Origin of the sequence: Dyadobacter sp. LHD-138 (assembly GCF_030929615.1) — a bacterium.
Classification (GTDB): domain Bacteria; phylum Bacteroidota; class Bacteroidia; order Cytophagales; family Spirosomataceae; genus Dyadobacter.
In genome coordinates this window covers 1-20,953 of the sequence record NZ_JAVFVU010000045.1, presented here as the reverse complement: position 1 = coordinate 20,953, position 20,953 = coordinate 1, and the positions used below count along the sequence as shown (strand labels likewise).

General features: G+C 43.0%; 12 protein-coding genes. 11 read left to right on the top strand and 1 reads right to left on the bottom strand.

The genetic code is table 11. The annotated features are described in order from the left end of the window. The first annotated feature begins 209 nt into the window (after nucleotides 1-209). From RB622_RS25945 to RB622_RS25900, 10 genes are all read left to right on the top strand, one after another. Nucleotides 210-3,203, top strand: a complete 2,994-nt coding sequence (locus RB622_RS25945; protein WP_308049683.1) for a TonB-dependent receptor — start codon at nucleotides 210-212, stop codon at nucleotides 3,201-3,203. 77 nt (nucleotides 3,204-3,280) lie between these two features. Continuing rightward, complete coding sequence (locus tag RB622_RS25940) at nucleotides 3,281-4,756, top strand: RagB/SusD family nutrient uptake outer membrane protein (protein ID WP_308049682.1); 1,476 nt, start codon at nucleotides 3,281-3,283, stop codon at nucleotides 4,754-4,756. A gap of 127 nt (nucleotides 4,757-4,883) precedes the next feature. Continuing rightward, complete coding sequence (locus RB622_RS25935; protein ID WP_308049681.1) at nucleotides 4,884-8,222, top strand: VCBS repeat-containing protein; 3,339 nt, start codon at nucleotides 4,884-4,886, stop codon at nucleotides 8,220-8,222. 13 nt (nucleotides 8,223-8,235) lie between these two features. Next, nucleotides 8,236-11,583: a VCBS repeat-containing protein gene (locus RB622_RS25930; protein WP_308049680.1), complete on the top strand. Its 3,348-nt coding sequence runs from the start codon at nucleotides 8,236-8,238 to the stop codon at nucleotides 11,581-11,583. A 136-nt stretch (nucleotides 11,584-11,719) separates the two neighbouring features. After that, nucleotides 11,720-12,991 carry a hypothetical protein gene (locus RB622_RS25925; protein WP_308049679.1) on the top strand — a complete coding sequence of 424 codons (1,272 nt, stop codon included), beginning with the start codon at nucleotides 11,720-11,722 and terminating at the stop codon, nucleotides 12,989-12,991. Between the two features lie 12 nt (nucleotides 12,992-13,003). Then, complete coding sequence (locus RB622_RS25920) at nucleotides 13,004-14,029, top strand: DUF4249 domain-containing protein (RefSeq protein ID WP_308049678.1); 1,026 nt, start codon at nucleotides 13,004-13,006, stop codon at nucleotides 14,027-14,029. A 5-nt stretch (nucleotides 14,030-14,034) separates the two neighbouring features. Beyond that, nucleotides 14,035-16,410, top strand: coding sequence for a carboxypeptidase-like regulatory domain-containing protein (locus RB622_RS25915; protein ID WP_308049677.1), 2,376 nt, complete (start codon nucleotides 14,035-14,037; stop codon nucleotides 16,408-16,410). 113 nt (nucleotides 16,411-16,523) lie between these two features. Next, a complete protein-coding gene (locus RB622_RS25910; RefSeq protein ID WP_308049676.1) occupies nucleotides 16,524-17,000 on the top strand; it encodes a hypothetical protein in 477 nt (158 codons plus the stop codon). A 74-nt stretch (nucleotides 17,001-17,074) separates the two neighbouring features. Further along, nucleotides 17,075-17,620 carry a hypothetical protein gene (locus tag RB622_RS25905; RefSeq protein WP_308049675.1) on the top strand — a complete coding sequence of 182 codons (546 nt, stop codon included), beginning with the start codon at nucleotides 17,075-17,077 and terminating at the stop codon, nucleotides 17,618-17,620. Nucleotides 17,621-17,705: 85 nt separating this feature from the next. Then, nucleotides 17,706-18,227 (top strand): hypothetical protein, encoded by a 522-nt coding sequence (locus RB622_RS25900; RefSeq protein ID WP_308049674.1) that lies wholly within the window; start codon nucleotides 17,706-17,708, stop codon nucleotides 18,225-18,227. A 14-nt stretch (nucleotides 18,228-18,241) separates the two neighbouring features. Here RB622_RS25900 and RB622_RS25895 read toward each other — a convergent pair whose 3' ends face one another. After that, the gene (locus tag RB622_RS25895) at nucleotides 18,242-19,030 is read right to left on the bottom strand and encodes an SDR family oxidoreductase (protein ID WP_308049673.1); all 789 of its coding nucleotides are present in this window, start codon (nucleotides 19,028-19,030) and stop codon (nucleotides 18,242-18,244) included. Nucleotides 19,031-19,290: 260 nt separating this feature from the next. Between RB622_RS25895 and purH the strand changes: the two genes are divergently transcribed. Then, a complete protein-coding gene (purH, locus tag RB622_RS25890) occupies nucleotides 19,291-20,823 on the top strand; it encodes a bifunctional phosphoribosylaminoimidazolecarboxamide formyltransferase/IMP cyclohydrolase (protein ID WP_308049672.1) in 1,533 nt (510 codons plus the stop codon). Nucleotides 20,824-20,953 lie beyond the last annotated feature (130 nt).

The window sequence follows — 20,953 nt, the reverse complement described above, 5'->3', positions numbered from 1 at the left end:
CAATTTGTTCTAAAATTATTCTTGTAAGTTATGTTCTGGACTTGTGTGAATTGTTTTGTAAGAATTGTTGATGATAACGTATAGAGAAAAGCTTGAACAACTAATTAACCTAACTTATGATGAAATTTTCCTATCAGGACCGACTTATGTCTGGTCGATTTGCTGCCATAGCACTCCCCAGGTGTTGCAAATTTCGAAAAACACATGCTTTGACTGTACTGGTATTTTTACTGATCAACGTTTTTGGCTCAGTTTATACCTATGCTCAGGAGGTTACGGTTACCGGAAAGGTAATAGATGAGAAAAACAACGGTCTGCCCGGAGTGGCTATTACCGTGAAAGGAACAACAAAAGGAGCTAATTCAGACATGGACGGTAATTATTCTATTGCTGCCGATAGGAATGCAACACTGGTTTTTAGTTTTATTGGGTTTACAAGCAAAGAAGTCGTTGTTGGTAACCAGTCTGTCATCGATGTTACTTTGAGCGATGATGTAAAGGCGCTGGAGGAAGTTGTCGTTGTTGGTTATGGAACGGCCAAAAGAAAGGACGTTACAGGGACGGTAAGCTCGGTTTCGTCGAAAGATTTTAATGTAGGTGTTAACCCCAACCCATTACAAGCTATTCAGGGCAGGGTTGCCGGCTTAACAATTACGCAGCCGAATGGTGACCCCAATACGAGTCCAACGGTAAGGTTAAGAGGTTATACTTCGCTTGCGGGCGGCAGTGATCCGCTGTATGTGGTGGATGGTATCATTGGTGTACCAATTGCGACGATTTCTCCAACGGATATTGAATCCATGGATGTTCTGAAGGATGCCTCAGCATCGGCCATTTACGGTTCACGTGCGGCGAATGGTGTCATTATTATCACGACGAAAAGAGGGAAATCCGGAAGGGCAACTGTTACTTTTAACAATTATGTCGGTGTGGATGTCATTTCCAATAACCTGAAATTACTGGACGGACCGGGTTATATCTCGGAGGTGAGGCGTATCAAAGGCGATTCTTCACTTTTGGATGGACAACGTTTCCCGAAAGATGCTCAGGGCAAAAATTACAATACCGACTGGTGGGATCAGATTTCAAGACGAGGAGTAACAAACAGTCATGACCTATCAATTTCGGGTGGATCTCCAACTTTTTCTTATCGTGGATCGGTCAACTATACCAAACGGGAAGGTATTATTAAAAATACGGGTTTTGATCGAATGACGGGAAGAATCAACCTGGATCAAAAGGCTATGGATAACCGGCTTAATGTACAATACAGCCTTTCCTATACCAACACGAATTCTGATCTGACGGATGGCGGGATTCTTGCCAACGCAACATTGTTTCTGCCAACCCTGCCTGTAAGAAATGCAAATGGTACCTTTTACGAAGTGCCGGGTGCTTTTGATTTGAACAATCCGGTTGCCATGCTGGAAAACGAAATATTTGAGCGGGAGAAAAATACATTGGTTGGAGGTGTCAACTTAAAGTATGAACTGTTCAATGGTTTCACGGTAGGTGTTAATGGGGCGATTAAACGTGATCAGGAAGTTGAAAGCCGTTCGAGAGACAGATCGGTGAAAGCATTCCAGATCAATAACGGGTTGGCTTCCAGAACCCTGGCGCAGATTAATGACAAGCTTTTGGAAATTACCGGTACTTACATGAGAGGTTTCGGAGATAAAGGAAGTAACTTCTCGCTATTGGGCGGTTATTCATATCAAAATATTATCAACGACGGATTTGGAGCCAATAACACACAGTTCGTAGCGACTGGTTTGGGCTATAATAACCTGGGACTGGGTGCGGGTACGTTGATTTTGCCAAGAACGGATTACGTGAGTTCATACAAGAACAAAACGACCCTGGCTTCTTTCTTTGGACGCGGTACCTTGAATTTTAATGAAAAGTATAATCTTACAGCTACACTGAGATATGATGGAAGTTCCAAATTTGGTGCCAATAACAAGTGGGGTTTATTCCCGTCCGTTGCCGGGGGATGGACTATTTCCGATGAATCGTTTTTCCCGAAATCAGATGCGTTTAATTATCTAAAATTACGGGCAAGCTGGGGGAAAACCGGGAACTCAGAAGGATTGGTAGCCTATCAGTCTCTCGAACTTTACGGCCCGACGGGATCATTTTATGACGGAGGGATCAATAACTTTCTTCCAGGATATGGAATCACCCAGAACACAAACCCCAACCTGAAATGGGAAGTGGTTCAGCAAGTGAATTTAGGGCTGGATTTTCAATTTGTAAATGGCCGTTTCACGGGATCTGTTGATGTCTTTAACAAGAAAACCAGTGACATGTTATACAAATACTCTGTACCTGCTGATGGCGTTAAATATTTTACCAATTTCATTTGGGCCAATGTAGGCTCCATGCGCAACAAGGGTATTGAGCTGTCTTTTGGCGGCGCTGTGATTGAAAAGGATAATTTTAACTGGACGAGCCGTTTGGTTGGGTCTTACATCAAAAATGAGATCGTTAACCTGAAAAGCAACGATTTTGATTCCGGTATTATCCGTTTCAATGCCTTTGGTGGCAGAGGGTTGTCCAACGTATTTGCTTCCATTCTTACACCGGGTTTACCGCTGGGCTCATTTAACAACGTGGGGCATTTTGCAGGGTTTGATGCGAAGGGGCAAATGTTGCTGGAAGGAAAAGACGGCGGTGCGCCGGTAACCAATCCGGCTGATGCCCGTGTAAATTTCAAAGACAACCCGCAGCCTTACTTTACAGGTGCCTGGGTGAACAGTTTTAAATACAAAAAATTTGATTTCAGTTTTCAATTGCGGGGCGTGTTTGGTAACAGTATTTTGAATAACCTGCGTTCTAATTTATCCATTCCGGGCTCTATTCTGGAAACCAATATGTTACAAAGTGTTACTGAACTTCCTAAAAATTTCAGTACCAACGCTTTGTCAGATTATTGGCTGGAAAAGGGAACATACATCCGACTGGATAACTGGCAAATCGGGTATAACCTGACTTTTGAAAGCAAATACATTAGCAATGCAAGAATTTATCTGGGAGGGAACAATTTGTTTGTCATCACAAAATACAGAGGGGTCGATCCGGAGCTGGAGGTAAAAGGGGATTTCAATATTGGGAATTCTGCTCCTAACAGTCTTGGTTTGGACGCGACGGGAATTTATCCTAAAACACGTACTTATCAGTTGGGGGTGAACCTGACATTCTGATTTAACAAACTAGAGAAACCGAGTGATTTTGATATCGGAGAAAAGGCTGTCAAAATTTATTCTTAATTGACATGGAGATGAAAATGAACATAAAACATATTTTACTGGGCTCTGCATTGCTGTTAGCGGGCCAGTCCTGTACGGATTTAACAGAAACAACCTACGATGTTATCCCGACAGACCAGTTCGGCTCGACTGCTGCACAGCAGGCTGCGCTTCTGGGGCCGTTGTATAGCTCGCTAGGAGATTATTTCGGGCGTTATGCCGAATTAAATACCGTTACGGATGAGCAGGTGATTCCCACAAGGGGTGGGGACTGGAAAGATGGAGATGCATGGAAACGCTTGAAACAACATACCTGGACCCCAACCGGTGACGATGACAAGTTTAACGGCATGTGGGCCTGGTGTTACAACAGTATCACGTCTATCAATTCACAGCTTAGTAACCCGCAAATTACAGATGCAGGAACAAAGGCGGAATTGAGGGCATTGAGAGCGTTTTATCACTACATCGCCCTTGACCATTTCAGAAATATCATAATTGCCGATAAGTTGGGCGGTGCGAGTCCTACCCAGAAAACAGGCGCTGAAACATTTGCATGGATTGAAAAGGAGTTGAAAGAAGTTTATCCCAGCTTAGGCGCTACGGCAGGCGGTTCACAATATGGCCGTTTTAATAAATATGTTGCCAACATGATCCTGGCAAAGCTTTATCTGAACGCAGAAGTTTATACCGGAACCCCAAAATGGGCCGAGGCAAAAGTGCAGTGTGATACGATTATTGCATCTGGGAAATATACTTTGTCGACAGACTTTTTCGCTAATTTCTCTACTCAGAATCAAACTTCAAAAGAGAATATTCTTGCGGTTCCTTATGATGCTTCCAAAAGAGGCGGCTTCAATATGAACATGAGAACGCTGCATTATTTAAGCCAACTGACCTATAATACGCCACAGGCTCCCTGGAATGGGTATTGTACAGCCACGGAGTTCTATAACTCATTCGCTGATACAGACGGCAGGAAGAAAATGTGGATTGTAGGACAGCAATACTCTGCGGATGGGAAAGCACTAACGGATGACGGACAACCATTCATTTTTACACCGGAAATTCCGGCGTTTGAAATGCCTGCTGGTCCCGTAGCACGTTTGGCCGGAGCCAGAAGTCAGAAATATGAAATTCAGAGAAACGGATCCAGTAGTGATCAGGATAATGACTTTGTTATTTTCCGTCTTGGCGATACGTATCTGATGCGGGCGGAAGCAAACCTTCGTTTGGGTAATACAGCTGATGCGATTAAGGATGTGAATATCATCAGGGCCCGTGCAGGCGCAGTGCCCGTGACTAAACTTACGCTGGATGATATGCTTGCAGAAAGAGGCTGGGAGATGGCCTGGGAGTATGTAAGACGTCAGGATTTAATCCGGTTCGGACAATTTACAAAAGCCTGGAATTTTAAAGAGGCTTCGCAGGCTTTCCGGAATATATTCCCGATCCCTTCCACCCAGCTTTCTTTGAATCCTAATTTAAAACAGAATCCAGGCTATTAATTTGAGTGCTACGGAATGTAATACTTAATAGATTTAGCAGGAGCGAGCTTAAAAAGCTTGCTCCTGTTTTAATTTGGATTTATAGTATTATTATGCAGGAAAATAAAAGATTTTAGAATATCAGATAATGATCAGATTTGTATTAAAACGATTCATTTGGGTTTTGACTATTTTCACTTTCTTAGAGTGTTCGGAGAAAAAATCGGGTGAAAACCATTTATTTCAGGAGATGGACGCCAGTGAGACGGGCATTGCTTTTGAAAATACGATAACCAATACTGATGAATTTAATATTTTCAACTACCGTAATTTTTACAATGGCGGAGGCGTAGCCATTGGAGATATTAATAACGATAATCTTCCGGATATCTATTTAATAGCAAATCAGGGAGAAAATAAACTTTTTCTGAATAAGGGCAATTTCAAATTTGAAGATATTACAGGAAAAGCCGGTGTCGCAGGAACAAAATCATGGAGTACCGGAGCCACTTTTGCCGATGTAAACGGAGACGGTTTGCTGGATTTATACGTGTGTAATGCCGGGAGGTCGGATGAACGGGCGAACGAATTATTCATCAACAAAGGAAACGGAACATTCGCTGAAAAGGCGAAAGAATATGGTCTCGATGATCAGGGATATTCTACACATGCCGCCTTTTTCGATTTCGACAGAGATGGAGACCTGGATATGTTTTTGCTGAACAACAGTTTTACGCCAGTGGGACGGCTGGGATATGCAAATCTTAGAAGTCAGCGGGATAAAGAGGGCGGGCACAAACTATTCAGAAATGATGGCGAACGTTTTACGGATATAAGCGAAACAGCTGGAATTTATGGAAGTATTATTGGTTTTGGCCTTGGCATTACGATCGGCGATGTCAATAATGACAACTGGCTGGATATGTACATCTCAAATGATTTTTATGAACATGACTATCTGTACATCAACAATCACGACGGGACTTTCAAGGAATCCATTAAGTCGGCGATGCAACATACAAGTCTTTCCTCGATGGGCGCAGATATCGCGGATATAAACAATGATGGTAAACTTGATATTTACGTGACAGACATGCTGCCGGGATCTGACCGACGACTTAAACTCACGTCTACTTTTGAGGGACACGACTTACAAGAATTAAAGGTCTCAAGAGATTTTCATTACCAGTACATGCAAAATACGTTGCAGCTCAACCAGTCGGGCGCGCCGGATGGCAAAACCTGGTTTAGTGAAATTGCCCGTTTTACCGGAACGCATGCAACAGACTGGAGTTGGGGAGCCCTTATTTTTGACATGGATTCGGATGGTGAGAAGGATATCTTCGTAGCCAATGCCATCAACAAGGACTTGACTAATCAGGATTTTGTATCGTTTTTGGCTGATCCGTCCAATATTGCCGAGGTGAGCCGTACCCGGAAATTCGATTATAAACTTTTTTTAGATAAAATGCCTTCGGAGCCTTTGGCCAACTATGCTTTTAAGAATAATGGCAATTTATCCTTTGCCAATAAGGCTGAGGAATGGGGACTGGCAACACCGTCGTTTTCCAACGGGGCCGCTTATGGCGATCTGGATAATGATGGCGATCTGGATTTAATCGTCAATAATGTGAATAGCCAGTTGTTTGTTTATAAAAACAAATCCAGTGAGCGGAAGGATTTTCACTATATCAAATTTAAGCTGAATGGAGAACAGGGGAATAAGGATGCGATTGGTGCCAAAATTTATGTTCACCAGAAAGCCAGAACCCAGATGCTTCAGCAAATGCCAAACCGGGGTTTTGAATCGTCTGTGGATTTAAGACTTGTGTTCGGGTTAGGCAAGCATGCAGAAATTGATTCTGTAACCATTCTGTGGCCAAATGATAAACAACGGGTCATGAAAGCCGTTAAGGCTGATTCGATGTATGTCGTAAGTCAGAAAGATGCACAGGCTTCATGGAAGCTGGAAAGCGAGAAGGGTAAGGCTAAATTTGCGGAAATTACAGCCGCCAGTGGCATTGACTTCATGCATAAAGAGGCGGATTATGTGGATTACAATCAGAATCCACTGATAAAACAAATGTATTCGCGGTTTGGCCCGGCGCTTGCTGTGGGTGATGTTAATAAGGATGGTCTGGATGACGTATATATAGGAGGTGCAGTTGGTCAGGGTGGCAAGCTGTACATTCAAAAAAAGGATGGTGCTTTTCTGGATAAAACCCCAAAAGTTTTTGCCGAAGAGGCAGAGCTGGAAGCATCGGATGCTGTATTTTTTGATGCAGATAATGACCAGGATTTGGATCTTTTGGTTGTTTCAGGAAGTAACGAGTTTAAGGACGATGACGTTATTCTACTGCCCAGATTATATCTTAATGACGGCAAAGCGGGTTTCACCAAAAGCAATGGTTTCCCGGGTCTGAAAGTGAATGCATCTTGTATTGCTGCTGCGGATTACGATAAGGATGGCGATATTGATGTCTTCATTGGTTCCCGTTTGAAAGCCGGTCAGTATGGAATTGATCCGCCGAGTTACCTTTTTACCAACGACGGTACGGGCAATTTTAAAAACTATACGAAAAGATTTATGCCTCAGGTTGAGCAGCTTGGCATGGTAACAGATGCAACCTGGGCCGATCTGGATGGAGACGCTTATCCGGAATTGATTGTTGTTGGCGACTGGATGCCGGTGATGATTTTTAAGAACAAGCGAAATAAACTTGAATTGCAGTCGACTGATATAATAAAAAATGCAAAGGGCGAAATTGAAAAAACCAATGGGTGGTGGAATACAGTAGCTGTATCGGACATTGATCATGACGGTGATTTGGATATTGTAGCCGGGAATTTAGGCCTTAATTCCAGACTCAGAGCCACCCAGGAAAAACCCGTTGAGATGTATGTCAAAGATTTTGACCGCAATGGTGTGTTGAAACAAATCATCACCTGTCCTGACGAAACAGGAATATCCTATCCTATGGTGATGAAGCCTGATTTACTGCGTGCGATGCCGTCGCTTAAAAAGAAGTTTGTGAAATACGAGCAGTATGCTGGGAAAACCATTGAAGAGGTGATTGACAAAGCAGATCTGGCTGATGCCGTCGTGAAAAAGGTTTATACGGCCGAGTCGGCTGTATTAAGAAATGATGGGAAGGGAGCTGTTTTTACCTTCATGCCATTGTCGGCACAAGCGCAGCTTTCACCCGTTTTTAGTATTATTCCAACAGATTATGATCATGATGGCAGCGTGGATCTGATTGTTTCGGGGAATTACTACGATGTTTTACCTGAAATCGGCAGATACGATGCGCTGAAAGGACTTATTCTGCGGGGGACAAAAACAGGTTTTGAGGCGAAATCACCATCCGAAACGGGTTTTTGGGCGGAAGATCAGGTGCGAACCATGAAACAATTGAAGCAAGGGCAGATTATTTTGGGCAGAAATAATACGAAGGTCCAGGTTTATAAGCCCGTACCGCACAAGTAAATACTGATAATAAATGAAGAATTTAAATCTGGTTGTTCTGATAAGTATGCTGATTTTTCAGGCGTGCAAATCGGATCATACAAGTAAGGAGAAAGCATTATTTGAAATAAGAGATTCTACCGCAACCGGTGTTGGTTTTGTGAATAAGGTGGTGGATAATGAGAAAGTTAATCTTATGGATTATCTCTACTTCTATAATGGCGGGGGAGTAGCGACTGGCGATATCAATAACGATGGGTTACCGGATGTTTATTTCGTCTCCAATCAAGGGAAAAATAAGCTTTATCTGAACAAAGGCAATTTCAAATTTGAGGATATCACTGAAAAAGCAGGTGTTGAAGGGTTTTCTGACTGGCAGACCGGGGTTACGATGGCCGATGTAAACGGTGATGGTCTGCTGGATATTTATGTTTCGGCGGTTGGAAATTTCAGGGGAATTGAAGGGGCTAATGAACTATATATCAACAATGGAAACCTGACCTTTACCGAAAAAGCAGCCGATTACGGGCTTGATTTTACAGGATTTTCCACCCAGGCCGTCTTTTTTGACTACGATAAGGACGGAGATCTGGATTGTTATCTCCTGAATCATGCAGTTCATACATCTCGAAGTTACGATCGGGTAACAACGCGCCATTTGCGTAACAATGAAGCGGGTGATTATCTTTTCGAGAGCAAGGTCAGTAACCAGAAATCGGGTGGTTTTAAGCCGGTTAAGTTTGTCGATGTCAGTGAAAAAGCGGGCATTTATGGCGCGGCCATGGGTTATGGATTAGGTGTATCCGTGGCCGATTTGAATAACGACGGATGGGAAGATATTTACGTTTCCAATGATTTTCACGAAGATGATTATTGTTACATCAACAATGGGAACGGCACATTTACGGATAAAAGCAGGGAAATGCTACGATACACGAGCCGTTATTCTATGGGAAATGATATTGCAGATGTTAACAATGACGGCTATCCCGATATTATGACGCTGGATATGTATCCCGAGGACGAAGCCATTGAAAAATCATCCATTGGTGAAGATCCACTTGACATTTATCTGTACAAGCTTTCCTTCGGGTATATGCCGCAGCTGAGCCGCAATTGTCTGCAGATAAATTTGTCAGGAAAACGGTTTACGGACGTAGCAGCAATGTCTGGTGTTGCGGCAACGGATTGGAGCTGGTCGCCGTTGCTGGCTGATTACGACAATGATGGTATTAAAGATCTGTTTGTAAGTAACGGTATTGCCCATCGGCCCAATAATCTGGATTATGCAAAATATGCTGCCGATGATTCCCTGAGATATGCGCCCGAAACATCCATGGAGCTGGACAAAAGAGCGCTCACCATGATGCCGGAGGGAAAGGTTCACAACTATTTGTTCAAAGGGACACCGGAATTGAATTTTCAGAATAAGTCATTGGAATGGGGATTTGAAATGCCCAATATCTCCAACGGTGCTGCCTATGCTGATTTTGATAACGATGGCGATCTGGACCTTGTAACCAATAATTTGAACGAGCCCTCTTTATTTTATCAAAACCAAGCGGATAAGCAAACAGATTCAGGATATCTGAGGGTTAAACTGGAAGGTTATCCTGAAAATACTTTTGCTTTGGGGGCAAAGGTTGTTATTAAGTCAAAAGCCGGCTTGCAGATGCAGCAGTTGGCAACGACCAGGGGGTTTGAATCTTCCAGTGAGCCCGTTATTCATTTTGGGATCGGTAAGGATAAGATTTTAGATAGTTTGATCATTGTGTGGCCCGATCAAAAGATGCAGGTACTTACCCAGGTTAAAACGAGTCAGTTGATTAAAGTTAAATATGCATTTGATAGCCCAAAAGTAGAATCCGGGAACGCTTGGATTGTTAAAAAACTGGATGCACAGCAGTTTGAGGATGTGACAGATCAGTATAAAATTCCTTACAAACATGAAGAGAACCGTTATTTCGATTTTTACCGCGAAAGTTTAATGCCCTTTCTGGTTTCTTCCGAAGGCCCCAAAGTGGCCGTTACGGATGTTAACGGAGACGGTTTGGAAGATATGTATGTTGGGGGGGCAAAATGGCAGATCGCCTCACTTTATCTGCAAAAACCAGGCGGAAAGTTTCAATTGAGTCCTCAACCCGATTTCAGGGCGGATTCAACTTTTGAAGATATTGAAGCCACTTTTTTTGATGCCAATAAAGACGGCTTTGCCGACCTCTACGTCGTTTCCGGCGGGAATGAATTTTATGGCGATATGCCCCAGCTGTTTGATCGTTTATACATCAATGATGGCAAAGGCAATTTTAAAAGGGATCCCAATGCGCTGCCGCCGATGTTTGACAATAAATCCTGCGTAAAACCTTTCGATATCGACCATGATGGTGATCTGGATTTATTTGTCGGTGGCCGGGTGGTGGGTTTTCAATATGGAATCGCACCGCGATCATATATGCTTATCAATGACGGTAGAGGACATTTTACGGACAAAACAAATCAGATAGCACCCGGATTGAAAAACATCGGGATGGTTACGGATGCTGTTTGGGAAGATATTGACGGCGATAAACAAAAAGATCTTATCGTAGTCGGTGACTGGATGCCTGTGACTGTCTTTCTTAATAAGAAGGGAATTTTAAGTGCGGACAAATCAGGGAAGTATACTGCGCCATCAGGTTTTTGGCAATGTGTCAGTGCCGCGGATTTTGATCAGGACGGGGATATGGATCTCGTGGTAGGGAACCTTGGTTCAAACAATAAATTCAAAAAGCGGGCGGACTCGCATTTGAAAATGTGGGTTAAAGACTTTGACAACAATCAGGGCCTGGAACAGGTTTTGTCTTATAGTATTGGCGATTCCTGGTTCCCGGTCGCCTTTAAAGATGAGTTAGGTAAGCGGATTCCCTCGATTATCAGCAAACGTTTCACAGATTATAAAACTTTTGCGGGCAAAACCATTGATGAAATATTTAGACCTGAAGAGTTAAAGGATGCAAGACTTCTGGAAGTTGATAAATTTGAATCCGTTTATCTCGAAAATAAAGATGGCGGTTTTGTTGTCCATGACTTGCCCAAAGAGGCTCAGGTTTCTAAAATATTTACCTGGGCTATTGCCGATATTAATCATGATGGCAAACCCGATTTGCTGGGTGGGGGTAATTATTGGGGCGTGAGTACGTATCAGGGAAGATATGATTCGAGCTATGGATTGGTGTTGGAAAACAAAGGGAAAGGGCGTTTTGAATCACGGTCGCCAATTGATACCGGCTTTTTGCTGGAAGGGGAGATCAGGGATATCAAATCTGTAAAGATAGGTTCAACACCGATGTGGGTGATTGCTAGAAACAATTTACCGCTGCGCATTATCAAACCACTGCATTGAAATTCCGGTAGAAGTAAGCATTGCAGCGGCTTTTGAAATAGTTTGGTGATTAATCTGAAATCGATCTGGAAGGATGTCATCATATTTCAGTCAAATAGGAAACCGGATTCGACATCCTTACAAGCTTTTTTTGCTTGTGACTATATGGTTTTTTGTTTCCTGTGAAAAGGAATTTGCACCGGCCAGGCTCACCGAAGAAATAGTAATACCTTATTCCATTGTTTCTGTTGTCCAAAATTCAAGTGCCTCGGAAGCGATCATTGAAATTAAATTACCATCAAATCAAACGGCAGGTTTTAAAATTGAACTTTTAAGCAAATCTGGTTCGGTTATTTCGCTGAAGGAAGGAGGCAATGAAGCGGCCGACAGATTTGATCTGATGACTTTTTCCACCACTCAGTTAATTGCAGGCGAGTTGTATACAGTAAGGTTATGTTATGAAGATGAACAGAAAAATAAGATAACAACAAGCCGCTATTTTACGGCCAGGCAATCTGCAAACTGGAAAAAATTACCACACGCGCCCATAGTTACAGGTGATTTTACCGGAGCGGCGTTGCTTTCTCCTTTATTTAATTCACAGCGCGTGGTCTACCGTTATCAGGACGATTCGCATTGGGATATTTTACGATTTGATGGGAAATGGACGAGTACGGAAAGTACTTTACCTGTGCCAAGACATAATGCCATAGCGTTTCCACTGGGTCAGGCGGGTGGAAGAGAATTGGTATTTGTTGGTTTTGGCTATATCAGCGATGAAAAAATACCGGGTAAAAGGGCCTATCTGAATGATTTTTGGTGGTTGCCCAGTATAAGTTATGTTGGTCAGTATGCGGGTGTGATTTTGCCTTCATTCACCGGCTTGGACAGGGATTTGAAAATCTTTTTGACTTTTGACAAGGCTTTTATGCTAAAAGAGGATTTTACCGGGGCGATGGAATCCATCGAAGTTACCTGGGACCGGAAAGATTGCAAACCGTTACCAGAGAAAACGGGTAAAATAGCGGCTTTCACCATTGGTGAAAAAGGATATGTTGTCAATCAGTTGGGCGGGCAGTCAGTTCATTTTTATGCATATGACTCGGCAAAAGATCAGTGGGAAAAGAAGGCTGATTTTCCCGGTGTCGTGCGGACACAGGGAGCCGGTTTTTCCGCAAAAGGGAAAGGATATTTTGGGTTGGGCATTGATAACGACGGTAACGGGCTTCGGGACCTCTGGGAATATGATCCGGTGGGAGATACCTGGGTTTTTCATTCAGAATACCCGGGAGCGGGGAACCGTTATCTGATCTCATTTTCCGATAAAACCAAAGCGTACCTGGGTTGGGGTTATGAAACGCGCCCGGTGAATGGTTCACCTGCCAGGCAGCAGATTGGCTGTACTGATTTCTGGGAATTTAATCCGTAAATGTACTGGTGTATGGCAAGATTTCTGTTTCCTATTTTTAGTATTTTTTGCCTGTTTTCATGTGTCGATGAAGTACAGCTGCCAGCGCGATCTGTTGCCTCACGGTTGGTAGTTGAAGGTTTGATCACGAATGAAAAACCTCCTTATTTGGTGAAACTAACCTACGCGGGTCCCTATAATTCCTTGATTTACGATCAAAATGAGGTTCCTGTTAACGGCGCTATTGTAACCATTACTGAAATAGGCGGAATGTCGGCGATATTGGAACAGGATCCCCTTGCACCAGCCTATTATTGGACCAAGGATTCTACTTTTCAGGGCAAAACGGGCAAAAGTTACCAGCTCACAGTGCAGCTCGCAGATGGGAAAATTTATGTCTCAGAGCCCGAACTGTTGAAGAATGTTCCGGTTATCGATCGGTTGTATGCTGAATTTCGGGGCCGGGCGGATACTGATTTTTTTAACCCTGATCATTACGAAGTTTTACTGGATACCCGAGATCCGTCCGAGGCGGGTAATTATTATCGTTGGTCGGGATATGGATACATTCCGCGAATAGCAACGGGAGAACCCGTGGGTATGAGTGTTTGCTGCAAATGGTGCTGGATTCCTACCTATGGATCTGTGACGAATGTCTTATCTGATGTGTTAATCAATGGCAACTCAATCAGCAGAAAATCCGTATTTTCTTCACCAATTTATTATGTAGGACGTCACTACATCGAAATTAGTCAGTATTCTCTTAGTAAAGCTGCTTATCAATTTTGGACGAAGTTTGAAGAACAGCGCAAAAGAAGCGGATCACTTTTTGACCCGCTTCCGGCTTCCATTGAGGGAAACGTGCATCAGAAAGCGGATCCGACTGTGCTGGCACTCGGTTTTTTCGGATCTTCTGCGGTCAGTAAACAGCGACTGATTATTCCGGGTGATACCTTAAACCTGGCGCGACTGGAAATAAAGTATGACAATGTATTTATTAAAGAAGGCAATTGTCAGCGGGTTTATCGTCAGGGACAATTTTCCCCACCGTCCTGGTAATGGATATGAAAAAATATATCAAAACCTTAACATCAGGTGTTGTGCTGATATTATCCTTATTGGCTGCGGCACATAGTTTTGCGCAGGGGGGCTGGATATTGAACGGGCGGATAACAGACGTTGTTACGGGAAAAGGTATACCACACGCATCGGTTGTCTCACGTTTATCCAAAACTGAAACTGCATCGGATAGTCTGGGAGATTTCAGCCTGAAAATGAAAGCGGGGGAACAGCTGGTCAGTTTTTCCTCGGTGAGTTATTTTTCAAAAAATAGAACGATCACATATCAGGAAATATTATCCAGCTTCGAAATCAGCTTATCCCCGGAGATACGGCAATTGCTGGAATTAACGGTCAAAGAAAAAGCACCGGATTATAACGTGCAATCCAGTCAAACGGGTATTGCAAAACTGGACATTAAAAACCTCAAAAATATACCGGTGGTTTTTGGAGAGGCGGATATTCTCAAAGCCCTTACCTTGCAATCGGGCGTCAGCACGGTTGGTGAAGGAACTTCCGGATTTAATGTCCGGGGTGGCAGGACAGATCAGAATTTGGTGTTGCTGGATGGCGCGCCGCTTTTCAACACTTCCCATTTGCTTGGTTTTTTGAGTAATGTAAACGCCGACGCGATCAGGGACGTTACGCTATTCAAAGGGGATATTCCGGCGTCCTATGGCGGCAGGCTTTCTTCTTTGCTCACGATTAATACGCAAACGGGGAACAAAGAACGCGTTAATGTCACGGTTGGGGCCGGATTGATGACGGCGGGACTTATGGCTGACGGACCGATTTCCAGAAATAAGAAACTTACATTTTTAGCCGGTGGGAGAATTGCTTATCCGAACGTGCTGATCAAAAGTTTTCCGGAACCTACAAATAAGAACAAAGCGTTTTTCTTCGACCTGAACGGAAGAATCTCTTATGAATTCTCAGCCGGAAGTATTGTTTCCGCCACTATGTATCACAGTGAGGATTCATTCCGGTTTCCGGAAGATACACTTTATGGCTGGCGGTCGACGACAGCAACATTAAACTGGAACAAACAGCTGAATAAAACCTTGTCTTTTGGGTTAGGAGCGAATATGAGCCGCTATAAGTTTATCCTGGAGGGTATTTCTCCGACAAACGAATATGAATTCACGTCGGGAATTAACCAGTACGACGGTCATTTGAGGGTTTTATGGATTCCGGTTTTAAATCATAAAATTGAGGCAGGCGTAAATCTTACGAGATACGGTCTTACCCCCGGGAATCTTTCACCGGTTGCAGCATCCAACATCTCCCATATTAATCTTGAAAATGAACAGGCTATCGAGCAGTCATGGTATGTTTCGGAGGAATGGAATCCCGTTAGGTGGTTATCCGTAAACGCGGGCATACGTTATGTCAATTTTAGAAATATGGGCCCTGGCACCGTGTTTGCATACGAAACCGGGGTTCCGAAAACCAGTGAGTCGGTCCTGGATACGCTTTATTTTGGAAAAGGGAAGAGTATTGCAAAATTTGACGGATTTGAGCCGAGGTTGTCGATCAGGATTAGTACCGGAAAAACAGCTTCGGTGAAGCTGAGTTATACTAAAACACGCCAGTATCTTCATTTAATTTCCAATACCACGGCCATTTCGCCGGTTGATTTCTGGAAGCTGGCCGACGATTTTGTACCCCCTCAAACCTCAACACAACTGGCTGTTGGTTATTATAGGAACTTCAACGACAATACTTTTGAAACTTCTGTGGAGGTATATCAAAAACGACTTAAAAATTTGGTGGAGTATAAAAATGGCGCGGCATTATTGCTAAACCAAACCCTGGAAGCAGATCTGTTATCGGCCCGTGGAAAAGCCTATGGCGTGGAGGTTAGTATTCAAAAAACAAAGGGTATTGTTACAGGGCTGGTTTCTTATACATACAGCCGCACCTTTGTGAAAATCGGTTCGCAGTTCCCCGGTGAGCAAATTAATAAGGGTGACTGGTTTCCTTCGACGGTAGACAGGCCCAATAATATCGCTGTTTCCACGCAATGGAAATGGACAAAAGGCTGGACTTTGGGCGCCAACTTTGTTTATACAACAGGAAGACCATTGACGTTCCCGGACGGGACTTATCGTTTAAATGACGTGGTGGTTCAGGATTATTCTGAGAGAAACCGTGACCGTATTCCGGATTATCATCGCATGGATGTTTCTTTTACAAAAGATACGCGAAAAAAGATTGATCAGAGGCGCTATGCGACCTGGTCATTTTCATTTTATAATGTTTATGCAAGGAAAAACCCTTATTCGATTTATTTTAAACAAACAGGTGCGCGTCTGGTCAGTTATCGGTTGTCTGTATTTGGTACGATAATTCCGTCTGTTAATATCAGGTATTACTTGTAAGTTGTTTGATTTTCAATAGAATAGTAAAAAATGAAGTGTGGTTTTTATGTTATTTTAGTTAAATTTATGGTGACATTTTTACTGATTGTATCATAGGATAAAAAGCTTCTATCATGAAAAGAACTGTATTTATACTCGTTGTATTTATCGTCACCGTTTTTGATTCCTGTAAAGAAAAGGAGGATCCGGGACCCGATCTGACTTCTAAGCTGGTTGGGGAGTTTAATGTCAGGTACCAGATTGTGGATATGGATAATGGAAAAATCATTTCAAAAGCAGATTCAATCAGCCTGAACGGGGTGTTGAAATTAACCAGAAAAAATAATAATACGCTGATTGTTCAGGTTGATGTTAAGGATGGAAACATTGAAATCCATGACAAAATGGAAGGAGTGATAACGGAAGATAAGAATCAATCTGATAACCTTGGGAAGCCGGGACTACTTGTTAAATACAGAGTTTTATATAGAGATTTAGCGGGTAAGTCATTGTCGGATAGTTGGCTGAATTTGTACAAAGATGGAGCAGTCCGAGGTGGTTTGGGTTATTTGGCGGGCCGTGAGCTCCGCTCACTGAGTTTTGGATCATAATGTAACCGAAATATCTTTTTTAATACTACTTATTCATATTTTCCGTTGAAGCTAAAATCCTTCGTCAGAAAATCATGAGTAAATATTTCCCTCTGTTTTTTCTAATCTTTTCCAACGGATTTTCGCAACGACTTTATACGCCCGTTCGGGCAGGTGTTGGCGTAGAGGCGTTTGGGATTGCTCCGAAGGGGCAGGTCTATGCTGAGGCTTTTTTTGGATACAAACCAAGATCTTTTTGGGACGTACAGGCCGGAATGGGGCTGGTTGGCGAACATGATTTTCTTACCTACTCCTTCTCCGGGGCCTTAACGTATGCTTATCTGCTGAATCCATACCGCCGAACGCAATGTAATCCCGTGCCCGGGTATAACAGCTTAGAAGCATATCTGGAAGGGGGGATTGCCTCATTTTTTAGCGATTCAAAATACAATTACAATAGCTTTTACGTCTCAGAAAATGGAAGGGATCCGGTGCTGACGCCGCTGGCCCTTGCAGGTTTGAGGTTTCATCTCCTAACCCGAAAACTGATATACATTTTAAAAGTAAGATATACGCCAACGCTGATCGAGAGCAGATATGCTTCCGCAGCAGGTCTGGCACTGGGTTTTGCCTGGCGTTAAGAAGCATCTAAGCACTTACTTTGTACTTAATGTTACGATTGGTAATTTTAAGGTGACAAAATTGCCATGAAACGATACCATTTCCATGAAAAGACTTTCCTTCCTTGTTCTCGTCATCATTTCACTCATTTTTCAATCATGCAGCAACAGTGATCACATCCCGGATTATGCGTCAAAATTGGAAGGGGAGTTTGATATTGGATATCTGATTGCTGACCTCGATACAAAAGAAGTGGTTTCATCGAAGCTGGGTGTTTCAAAGCATGCCAAGATCAATCTGAAACGGAAGAGTAATCAGTATTTGACTGCAACAGTTACGATTGACGATTCCACAACAAAATTTACAGATACTTTTGAACTTGTTGTTTCTGAAAGTGATGATCAAACGGATGCCTATGGAAAGTCTGATTTTCTGACGAGTTACAAAGTCGGGTCAGTTGTTCCCAATGGTGTTTCTTATAATAATTGGAGTTTGTATGAGGATGGAAGTTTGATTGGTTTCATTCAGTATGGAGATGATAAGTCAATCAAAAGATTCGCAATAGGGATCAATATCGATCAAGTGCACTGGTTAAAAGGGCAGGAGGTAAGTTTCAAACCCTTTTAACCAGCAATATTTTTCTACATACTTTCCGTCTTCCCACCATCCACGGGCAAATTCACCCCGCTAATACTTCCGGCCGCTGGACTGCATAAAAAGGCCACAGCGGCGCCAACTTCTTCTGCTTCGCTGAAACGGCGGATCGGGATGGTAGCTTCCATTTGATCGGAAACTTCTTCAACTGATTTTCCCTGCGCCTGGCTGCGCATGCCAAGTACGGCGTCGAGGCGGGCTGTTTTTGTAAATCCTGGCAAAACATTATTGGATGTAATGCCAAATTGCCCCAGTTCCAGAGACATCGTTTTTGACCAGCTTGAAACGGCTCCGCGAATGGTGTTTGAGACACCAAGTCCGACAATGGGTTGTTTTACAGAAGTACTGATCACATTGACAATCCTCCCATAACCTGCTTTTTTCATGCTGGGTACTACGGCCTGAGCCAGGATCTGGTAGTTGACCAAATGCATCTGGAAGGTTTTGATGAACTGCTCGGTTTCAGCTTCAATAATGGGCCCGCCTGCTGGCCCACCGGTGTTATTCACCAGAATATGAACCTCCGGGCATAACCTGAGATAATCTTCAATCGCATGTTTTACATTTTCATTGTCCGAAAAATCGGCAACAATATAACGGTGAAGCTGATTCAAAGAAGTATCCAAAGTTTCGACAGCCTGCCGGAGTGCGTCTTCATTTCTTGCCATCAGCGTCACATTGGCGCCCATCAGTGCAAGCTCGACGGCAGATGCGAGTCCGATACCCTGTGTGCTTCCGCAAACGATCGCCGTTTTTTCAGTCAAATCAAGATTCATATAGTAATGGTTAAAGGGAATTGTTAGGGTTCATGATTCATCGCAACGTTAATCCTGATATCACTACAATGAATCATGAACAACTGAATTATCTTCATTTATAATTTATCGTTAATAATCGACAATTAATCATTGACCTTCAACTATCTTTGCGGTTTATTTTTAAATAAAGAGGGGACGAATCGGAAAACAGGATTAAATAATCCTTGTACTCCTGAAAATCTTATAATTCTGTAATGTTTACTGTCAATTTCTGACCAATGTCTAAAAAAATACAATCTGCTCTAATCTCTGTATACTACAAGGATGGTCTTGAACCTTTGGTTCGTCTTTTGCATGAAAATGGTGTGAAACTCTATTCTACCGGGGGGACTCAAACTTTTATTGAAAACCTTGCTATTCCGGTTACAGCAGCTGAGGAGCTTACCGGTTATCCATCTATTTTTGGTGGTCGTGTAAAAACTTTGCACCCGGCCATTATGGGTGGAATTCTTTACCGTCGTGATGATGCAGGTGATGTTGCTCAGGCGGCTCAGTATAATATTCCGGCATTGGACATGGTTGTTGTAGACTTATATCCTTTTGAAGAAACGGTAGCTTCGGGTGCCGGCGAAGAAGATATCATTGAAAAAATCGATATCGGAGGGATTTCGTTGATCCGTGCGACGGCAAAAAATTTCAAAGATACTTTGATCGTTTCATCCCGTGCACAATATGAGGGCGTTGTAACCTTGTTGTCCGCGAAAGGAGCGAGCACAGATCTTGAAGATCGTCGCTGGTATGCCGGAGAAGCTTTTGGTGTTTCTTCTCATTACGATGGTGCGATCAATAATTATTTCCTTGGTAAAACTTCCGCTGACGAGGCGCTTTTTGAGTTTGCCAATTTGCCTGCACAAACGCTTCGTTATGGTGAAAATCCTCACCAAAGCGCCACTTTTCATGGTGATCTTGAACAAATGTTCGATAAATTGCATGGCAAAGACTTGTCATACAATAACCTGGTGGATGTGGATGCCTGTATCGGCCTGATCGATGAATTCGAAGGCGGTGATCCTACCTTTGCGATCATCAAACACACCAACGCCTGTGGCGTTTCTACGGCTGCTACGGCTAAAGAAGCTTATTTGAATGCACTTGCGTGTGATCCGGATTCGGCTTTTGGCGGTGTTGTGATCACCAATGTGAAAGTAGATCTTGCAACGGCGGAAGAATTGAATAAGCTGTTTATGGAAATTCTGATTGCTCCTGATTTTGAAGAAGGTGCGTTGGAATTGCTAAAATCGAAGAAAAACAGAAACTTATTGAAACGTAAATCCGTGGAGCTTCCGGGCATTATGTTCAAAACAATATTGAACGGTGTATTGGTGCAGGATAAAGATCTTGCAACCGAAACAGCGGCACAAATGACTACGGTGACTGAAAAAGCGCCAACGGCTAATGAATTGAAAGCGTTGGAATTTGCTTTGAAGGTTTGTAAACATACAAAATCAAATACGATCGTTTTGGCCAAAGAAAACCAGCTTTTCGCAAGCGGGACGGGACAAACTTCACGTATTGATGCATTACGTCAGGCTATCGAAAAAGCGAAACATTTTGGTTTTGACTTGCAGGGCGCAGTGATGGCATCGGATGCATTCTTCCCATTCCCTGACTGTGTTGAAATTGCTTCACAGGCTGGAATTACGGCGGTTGTTCAGCCGGGCGGTTCTATTCGTGACAAGGATTCCGTTGCTTTCTGCAATGCGAACGGTGTTTCAATGGTAACGACTGGTGTACGTCATTTCAAGCACTAATTTTAAATTTTTAAGAGGGCGTCTCAAATTCGAATTGAGGCGCCCTCTTTGTTTTGTATAGGCTTTCGTGATGTTTTATCTTTTTTATGCTTCTATCAAAAGCTCAGAGCGTTATCAGATTGAATTATGT

Coding starts and splice junctions, on each gene's coding strand:
- RB622_RS25940 (WP_308049682.1), top strand. CDS start 3,281: ATGAAAATGAACATAAAACATATTTTACTGGGCTCTGCATTGCTGTTA.
- RB622_RS25935 (WP_308049681.1), top strand. CDS start 4,884: ATGATCAGATTTGTATTAAAACGATTCATTTGGGTTTTGACTATTTTC.
- RB622_RS25930 (WP_308049680.1), top strand. CDS start 8,236: ATGAAGAATTTAAATCTGGTTGTTCTGATAAGTATGCTGATTTTTCAG.
- RB622_RS25920 (WP_308049678.1), top strand. CDS start 13,004: ATGGCAAGATTTCTGTTTCCTATTTTTAGTATTTTTTGCCTGTTTTCA.
- RB622_RS25915 (WP_308049677.1), top strand. CDS start 14,035: ATGAAAAAATATATCAAAACCTTAACATCAGGTGTTGTGCTGATATTA.
- RB622_RS25910 (WP_308049676.1), top strand. CDS start 16,524: ATGAAAAGAACTGTATTTATACTCGTTGTATTTATCGTCACCGTTTTT.
- RB622_RS25905 (WP_308049675.1), top strand. CDS start 17,075: ATGAGTAAATATTTCCCTCTGTTTTTTCTAATCTTTTCCAACGGATTT.
- RB622_RS25900 (WP_308049674.1), top strand. CDS start 17,706: ATGAAAAGACTTTCCTTCCTTGTTCTCGTCATCATTTCACTCATTTTT.
- RB622_RS25895 (WP_308049673.1), bottom strand. CDS start 19,030: ATGAATCTTGATTTGACTGAAAAAACGGCGATCGTTTGCGGAAGCACA.
- purH (WP_308049672.1), top strand. CDS start 19,291: ATGTCTAAAAAAATACAATCTGCTCTAATCTCTGTATACTACAAGGAT.